Here is a 6955-nt window from a genome sequence, read left to right as displayed (position 1 = left end):
CGGACGCGGGGCGGCGGGGGCGGCCGAAGCCGCGGGGGCGGCCGGAGCGGCGGGAGCCGCGGCGGCCGGGGTCGGACGGGGACCAGGGGTCGCGCCAGGGCGCGGACCCGGGGTCGGGGCACCCGGCTTGGGTGCACCCGCGGCACCTGCCGCGGGCTGGGGCGCCGCGGTCTTCCGCGGGCCCGGCTTGGCAGCGCCACCACCGGTGGGGGCCACACCAAGCGCGTCAGTCAGCTTGCGCACGACCGGCGCCTCGATCGTCGAGGACGCCGAACGGACGAACTCACCGAGCTCGGTGAGCTTGGCCATGACGGCCTTGCTCTCCAAGCCAAGCTCCTTGGCGAGTTCATAAACCCGGACCTTAGCCACTTCACTCCTGTCTATGAGTCCGGGGGTCTCGTCCGCCGGACTGTCGCTACTTCATGGGCGTACCCATCGCGTACTCATCGCGTACTCATCGAGTGCTCATCGCAATCTCGACCTACTTCCACATCGCGAGGTACCTGACTGGTGGCACGGCGCGCGGCTGCCCGAACGCTGTGCTTGTTGCGGTGGTTCTCCGCCGCGGTGAGCGGCGGCCGTCGCGGGAGGTGGCCCGCCTAAGAGGCTCCGCCTGCCCGCTCCTCGATGAACCCGCGGAGCCGCTCCGTGTCGAGCGTCCCCTGGAGCCGGAAGGCCCGGGGAAACGCCCGACGGCGGACCGCGAGGTCGAGGCAGGCCGGATCGGGGTGCAGGTGTGCGCCCCGGCCCGGCAGTGCGCCACGGGGATCAGGGACGCAGACGCCCTCGACCGCCGTGACACGCAACAGCTGGTGCTTGGCCGCGCGCTTGCGGCAGCCCACGCAGGTGCGTTCCGGGCGTGCTCGGACGTGCGTCCGGCCAGACGAAGGCAAGTCTACCCCTCCGAAGCGACATGGCGCCGCCCCGCAGATCCCGGAGGGCCGGCGGGGACGCCAGGAACAACACTGACTACTGGGCCGGGGCCCCTACATCTTCCTACTGGGGCTCGGCCTGGCCCTCGGTGTCCGGCCGGATGTCGATCCGCCAGCCGGTGAGACGCGCGGCCAGGCGGGCGTTCTGCCCCTCCTTGCCGATCGCCAGCGACAGCTGGTAGTCCGGCACGATCACCCGGGCGGAGCGCTGGGCGGCGTCCACGATCTCCACGCTAGTCACCCGTGCGGGGGACAGCGCGGCGGCGACCATCTCGCGCGGGTCCTCGGACCAGTCGACGATGTCGATCTTCTCGCCGTGCAGCTCGCCCATCACGGCGCGCACCCGGGAACCCATCGGGCCGATGCAGGCGCCCTTGGCGTTCAGCCCGGCGCGGCGCGACCAGACCGCGATCTTGGTCCGGTGGCCGGCCTCGCGGGCGATCGCGGCGATCTCCACGCTGCCGTCCGCGATCTCCGGGACCTCCAGCGCGAACAGCTTCTTCACCAGGCTCGGGTGGGTGCGCGAGAGCGTCACCGACGGCCCGCGGACACCACGGCGCACCGCCACCACGTAGCACTTCAGCCGGGTGCCGTGCCGGTAGTCCTCGCCCGGGACCTGCTCCTGCGGCGGCAGGATGGCCTCCAGCTTGCCGATGTCGACCAGCACGTTCTTCGGGTCGTTGCCCTGCTGGACGACACCGGTGACGATGTCGCCCTCCTTGCCCGCGTACTCGCCGAAGGTCTGGTCGTCGGCGGCGTCACGCAGGCGCTGCATCATCACCTGGATGCCGATGCTGGACGCGATCCGGCCGAAGCCGTTCGGGGTGTCGTCGAACTCCTTCGGCTCGACGCCCTCGTCCAGCTCCGCCGGGTCCTCCATGGCCCACACGGTGACGTGGCCGCTCTTGCGGTCCAGGTGCACCCGCGCCCGGCGGCGCGAGCCCTCGGTGCGGTGGTACGCGGTGAGGAGGGCGGACTCGATGGACTCGACCAGCAGGTCGAAGGGGATGTTCTTCTCGTTGACCAGCGTGCGCAGGGCACTCATGTCGATGTCCACGGCTACGCCTCCTCGTCTTTCGTCACGTTCATCATGGTCGTACGGCGGCCGGCTCACTCGGCGCCGTCGTCCCCCTCGTCGAAGTCGGCGGCCTCGTCCAGGAGCTTCTCGTCGTCCTTGCGGTTGAACTCGACCTGGACCCGCGCCCGGGCCACCTCGCCGTACTCGAGACGGCGCTCCTTCGGACGGCCGCGCCCCTTCACCGGCTGCACCTCGACCAGCGCGCCGTCCTCGTCCGCCTCCAGCACCCGGGCGACGATCTCCCCGCCGTCGACCAGGTGGATCTTGGCCAGCCGGCCCTCGGCCCGCTGCCAGTGCCGGGGCAGGACCAGCGGACGCTCCGCACCCGGCGAGCCGACCTCCAGCAGGTAGGGCTCCTCGCCCATCAGGTCGGACCCGTCCAGGGCCTCGCCGACCACCCGGCTGAACTCCGCGATGGCGTCCATGTCGACGCCGCCGTCGGTGTCGACGTCGATCTGCACCTGTCGGCGGCTGCCCGCCTTGGTGACCTTGACGTCCTCCAGGTCCAGTCCGGCCTGCTCGGCCAGCGGCTCCAGCAACGCGCGCAGCCGGTCGGTGTGGGTGGTGCTCATCCGGGTGGACTCCTCGGCCGCGTCTGCTGTTGTCAGAAGGTCGCCCCGCGCCCTCCGCGCCCCACGGGCGCACACCGGGTCACGGCAGCTCGGCCCAAAGCCTAGCCGGTGAAGCCGCCAACCACCGATTCCGGACCACCCCGGACCAGTCGGACGCCACCCACTGCGAGCAAGCTCACACCAGCCAACCCACCACACCGCACCCCCAATCCCCACCCGCAATCGTGGGGGTTCTGCAAAGATTCAGGCCAACGAGGGCAGGCGGGGAGGCCGTCCTCCCGTACACGCCCCGGAGTGACCCCGATGCAGCCGCACAGCCGACGGACCTTCCTGGCCCTCGGACTGATAACCCTCACCGCCGCCTGCACCAGCTCCAACGGGGTCGACCCCAACGGCGACGTGATGCCCGGCAACAAGGGCCCCGGCCCCGACCCCGACAACCCGGTCCGCCTGCGCGCCATCGCCGCCACCGACACCCTGCTGGCCGCGTACGACACCGCCCTCGCCACGCCCGGCGCCCAGACCGCCCTGCTCCAACCCCTCCGCGCCGAAACCGCCCAGCACCGCGCGGCCCTCGCCTACGGCATGCCCGCCGCCTCCGTCCCCCCGGCCCCCGCCCCCAGCACGCCCACGGCGACCCCCACCCCCGCCACCCTGGCCGCCCTGGAACGCCAGACCGCCCAGGCCCACCTCACCGACCTCGGCGTCGCACAGCCGCCCCTGGCCCGCCTGCTCGCCTCCGTCGCCACCTCCAACGCCCTGCACGCCGCCGCCCTAGGCGCCCCCCTCGACCAGACCCCCGACCAGCCCTCCCCCAGCGCTCCCCCGACCCCCGTCCCCACCCCGGGCACCGCCCTTCCCGCCCTCCAGAACGCCCTCAGCGCCGAACACGCCGCCATCTACGGCTACGGCGTCGTCGGCGCCCACCTCCCCGAAGACCAACAACGCGCCGACGCCCGCACCGCTTACGCCGCCCACCAATCCCAACGCGACGCCTGGCAACGCCTCCTCACCACCCTGGGCGCCACCCCCACCCCCGCCGCCGGCGGCTACCAGCTCCCCTTCCCCGTCACCGACGCCCCCACCGCCACCAAACTCGCGGCCCACCTCGAAACCCGCCTCACCACCGTCTACGCCGACCTGGTCGCCACCGTCCCTACCCCCCAACGCCCCACCGCCGCCACCGCCCTTCGCGACTGCGCCCTCCGCGCCCACCACTGGGGCGCCCCCGACACCCCCTTCCCCGGCATCCCCGAACCCGTCCCCACCCCGACGGCGACGCGCCGGAGCTGAGCGCGGGCGCGCCCGCACCAACCCACCCACAGCACCCCCACCCACCCCCCGTCCCCTCCAGCGAGAGGGACGCGCTGCGGGAGGGGACGGCGCAGGGGGTGGCCCGGAGAGGGGCATGACGGGTGATTTTCAGACTGCCACCGCACCCAACGCCCCACCCAACAGAATGGGCAGTCGGAAAATCACCCAGCCCCCGGAGCGGCCACCCCCGGAGCCGCCCCCGGCCACCCACCCTCCCGAAAGCCCCCCACCAACACAGAAACCCCCACGCCACTGACCTGCGATTTCACCCCCATCCCCGACAATGGACAGGCCACCCCAGGCAGAGCACCAACCGGAAGGCCAGGCATGTCGGGAAACACACCGCACATCACCATCCCCACCTGGCTGACCAACAGCGTCACCGCAGCCCAAGGCGAGAAAGGCCGCCAATGGCTGGCCACCCTCCCCACGAGGACAGCCACCCACCTGGCCCGCTGGAACCTCACCCCCGAACGCACCCTGGACCCCGGCGGCAGTCTCAGCCTGATCACCTACGTCCACCGTGACGACCTCTCCCCCGCCGTCCTCAAGACCGGCCTGGTCACCCCCGAGACCGCCCACGAGCACACCGCCCTCGCCCACTGGGCTGGCCGGGGCGCCGTCCTCCTCCTCGACGCCGACCCCGCCGAGGGCGTCCTCCTCCTGGAGCGCCTCCACGGCGAGATCCCACTGCGCTCACTAGCCGAGCCCAAGGCCATGCTGGAGGCCACCAGCCTGCTCCACCGCCTCTGGGCCGAGCTCCCCGACGGGCCGTCCCCCTACCCCACCCTCACCAACCGGGTCGCCGACACCGCCGCCCGCCTCACCCGGCACCGCGACCACCCCGCGGCCAGCGCGGCGCAGCCCCTGATCACCGAGGCCCTGGCGACGGCCGAGTCCCTGGCCGCCTCCGCCACCGAGACCTTCCTCCTCCACGGCGACTTCCACCACGGCAACGTCCTGGCCGCCGACCGCGCCCCCTGGCTGGCCATCGACCCCCGCCCGCTGGCCGGCGAGCGCGCCTACGACCTGGCCCGTCTCGTCCTGGACCGCGCCGACACCCTGCTCGGCGCCCCCGGCGCCCCCGCCGCCGTCCGCCGCCGGCTCCACCAACTCGCCGACGCCCTCGACGTCGACCAGGACCGCCTCCGCGGCTGGACCCTCTTCCGCTCCGTCGACCTGGCCCTGCGCGCGCTCACCGCAGGCCGCCACGAAGACGCCGAGCTCTACCTGGAGTTCGCCGGGCACCTCTCGTAAAAAAGGCCCCGAGCCAACCCACCGCCCCGAGCCAACCCACCGCCCCGGGCTAACCCCGCCCGCCCCCGAGCCCGCGCAGCGGCAACCGCGCCCCCATCACCGCGTACAACCGGTCCGTCGCCGGAAACCGCACCGCCCGGGCCAAGTCCTGGTACCCCAACGCCCGGTACAGCCGCCGCGCCGGCGTCTCCGCGTCGATCGCCGACAGGATGCTCCGGTCCAGCCCCGACCCCTCGCACAGCATCCGGATCAGCCGGGTCCCGACCCCCTGCCCCTGGAACTCCGGCAGCACGTGCAGTTCGGTGACCGCGAACACCCCGTCCAGCCAGTCCCCGTAGCCGCGAGCGGTCAGGTACGGCTCGATGACCGTGCTCCACCAGTGCTCCCGCTGGTTCGGCATCCCGTACCCGAACCCGACCAGCCGCCCCCCGCTCATCGCCCCGAACGCGATCACCCCGGGCTGCTGGGCGTGCCGCCCCACGATGTGCAGCCGTACCGCGACCTCCTCGGGCGTGAGCCCGAACGCCACCGCCTGGACCTCCAGCGCCTGCGGCGCCCAGGCCGCAAGGTCGATGGCCTCGATCGTCACCCCGGTCAGCTGATCCATGCTCCGGACGTTACTACCAGCGGCCCTGTGGCGCGGCCGAAGATCAGAACCCAACACCCCGGGAACCGCACGACAACGAACGCCCGCCGCCCCCGACAACGACACCCGCCGAACCGCGACAACGGCACCCCCGGAACGGAGGGCTCAGAAGAGAACGCTCATGAACGCCCCGACCTCCCGGAACCCCACCCGTCGATACGCCGCCCGCGCCCGCAGGTTGAAGTCGTTGACGTACAGCGAGACCACCGGCGCCACCTCCCGCAGCGCGACGTCCAGCACCGCCGCCATCCCGGTCTCGGACAGCCCCTGCCCCCGGTGCTCCGGCGCCACCCAGACCCCCTGGATCTGGCAGGCCCCCTCCGTCACGGCCCCGACTTCCGCCTTGAACACCACCCGCCCGTCGTCCGCGAACCGCGCGAACGACCGCCCGGTGGAGACGAGTTCGGCCACCCGGGCCTGGTAGAGGAGCCCCCCGTCCCCCGCCAGCGGCGACACCCCCACCTCCTCGGTGAACATCGCCACGCAGGCGGGCATCAACGCCTCGACCTCGTTGCGCCGCACCCTCCGCACCAGCGGATCCGGCACGATCTCCACCGACGGCGAGGAGGTCGCCAACAGCGGTTGGTGGCCCCGGACTTCACGGGCCGGCCCCCAACTGCGCTCCAGCAGCGCCCAGAAGGCGGCGGTCGACTCGGCCGGCCCCACGATCGAGGAGCAGCGCCGCCCCTGCCGCCGGGCCCGCTCAGCGAAGGCCGCGACGGCCACCGGTCCGGCGTTGACCAGGACGAGGTTCGCCCCCGCGTAGCAGAGGGCGTCCAGGACGCCGTCCCCGTCGTACCACCCCCACAACTCCCCGCCGAGCCGCCACGGGTCCAGCCCGACGGCCTCGACCCGGGTGGCGACGAAGGCGTTGGCGACCGGGTCGCGGTGCAGGATCTCCAGGGCGTCCGCGAGATCCGGGGGTTCCAGCACGCGGGTGGTGGCCAGGGCCCGGGCGGCCTGGAAGGAGCTGGGGAGAATCACACCTCGATCGAGCATCGAGACAGCACCTCACTGAGACGACTCTGGCCGCACCCTACTCCGTGGCCCCACCCGGCTACGGCCGCGGGGGGGGGGGGGGGAGGGGGAGAGCACGTTCTTAGGAGGGATCGGTTGCGGTGCGTTTGGCTCAGACGTCTGCAACGCCCCGCACCCA

General features: G+C 72.9%; 8 protein-coding genes. 2 read left to right on the top strand and 6 right to left on the bottom strand.

Features of this window, described 5'->3' with window-relative positions:
• From ACFQ87_RS34895 to rimP, 4 genes are all read right to left on the bottom strand, one after another.
• Positions 1–369 (bottom strand): translation initiation factor IF-2 N-terminal domain-containing protein (locus ACFQ87_RS34895; RefSeq protein ID WP_380614927.1); only part of this gene is annotated, 369 nt, incomplete at its 3' end.
• Between the two features lie 230 nt (positions 370–599).
• Entirely contained in the window at positions 600–893 is a 294-nt protein-coding gene (locus ACFQ87_RS34890) for a YlxR family protein (RefSeq protein ID WP_380614926.1), read from the bottom strand.
• Between the two features lie 103 nt (positions 894–996).
• The gene (gene nusA, locus ACFQ87_RS34885) at positions 997–1989 is read right to left on the bottom strand and encodes a transcription termination factor NusA (protein ID WP_380614925.1); all 993 of its coding nucleotides are present in this window, start codon (positions 1987–1989) and stop codon (positions 997–999) included.
• A 53-nt stretch (positions 1990–2042) separates the two neighbouring features.
• Complete coding sequence (rimP, locus tag ACFQ87_RS34880; protein ID WP_380614924.1) at positions 2043–2582, bottom strand: ribosome maturation factor RimP; 540 nt, start codon at positions 2580–2582, stop codon at positions 2043–2045.
• A 303-nt stretch (positions 2583–2885) separates the two neighbouring features.
• On the opposite strand from rimP, the gene ACFQ87_RS34875 reads away from it, so the two are divergent.
• On the top strand, positions 2886–3875 hold the full coding sequence (locus ACFQ87_RS34875) for a ferritin-like domain-containing protein (RefSeq protein ID WP_380614928.1): 990 nt from the start codon (positions 2886–2888) through the stop codon (positions 3873–3875).
• Between the two features lie 348 nt (positions 3876–4223).
• Positions 4224–5153, top strand: coding sequence for an aminoglycoside phosphotransferase family protein (locus ACFQ87_RS34870; RefSeq protein ID WP_380614923.1), 930 nt, complete (start codon positions 4224–4226; stop codon positions 5151–5153).
• 49 nt (positions 5154–5202) lie between these two features.
• Here the strand turns inward: ACFQ87_RS34870 and ACFQ87_RS34865 are convergent, their stop codons facing one another.
• Together ACFQ87_RS34865 and ACFQ87_RS34860 are read right to left on the bottom strand one after the other, a co-directional pair.
• Positions 5203–5760: a GNAT family N-acetyltransferase gene (locus tag ACFQ87_RS34865; protein ID WP_380614922.1), complete on the bottom strand. Its 558-nt coding sequence runs from the start codon at positions 5758–5760 to the stop codon at positions 5203–5205.
• Between the two features lie 144 nt (positions 5761–5904).
• Positions 5905–6798, bottom strand: a complete 894-nt coding sequence (locus tag ACFQ87_RS34860) for a GNAT family N-acetyltransferase (protein ID WP_380614921.1) — start codon at positions 6796–6798, stop codon at positions 5905–5907.
• Positions 6799–6955 lie beyond the last annotated feature (157 nt).

It is taken from the genome of Kitasatospora sp. NPDC056531 (assembly GCF_042794375.1).
In the GTDB taxonomy this organism is placed as follows: domain Bacteria; phylum Actinomycetota; class Actinomycetes; order Streptomycetales; family Streptomycetaceae; genus Kitasatospora.
This window is presented reverse-complemented; position numbering and strand designations above follow the sequence as displayed.

What these genes read in the sequence shown, in the direction of transcription:
- ACFQ87_RS34860 (WP_380614921.1), bottom strand. Translation starts at nt 6,798, where the DNA reads ATGCTCGATCGAGGTGTGATTCTCCCCAGCTCCTTCCAGGCCGCCCGG.
- ACFQ87_RS34870 (WP_380614923.1), top strand. Translation starts at nt 4,224, where the DNA reads ATGTCGGGAAACACACCGCACATCACCATCCCCACCTGGCTGACCAAC.
- ACFQ87_RS34875 (WP_380614928.1), top strand. Translation starts at nt 2,886, where the DNA reads ATGCAGCCGCACAGCCGACGGACCTTCCTGGCCCTCGGACTGATAACC.
- ACFQ87_RS34865 (WP_380614922.1), bottom strand. Translation starts at nt 5,760, where the DNA reads ATGGATCAGCTGACCGGGGTGACGATCGAGGCCATCGACCTTGCGGCC.
- rimP (WP_380614924.1), bottom strand. Translation starts at nt 2,582, where the DNA reads ATGAGCACCACCCACACCGACCGGCTGCGCGCGTTGCTGGAGCCGCTG.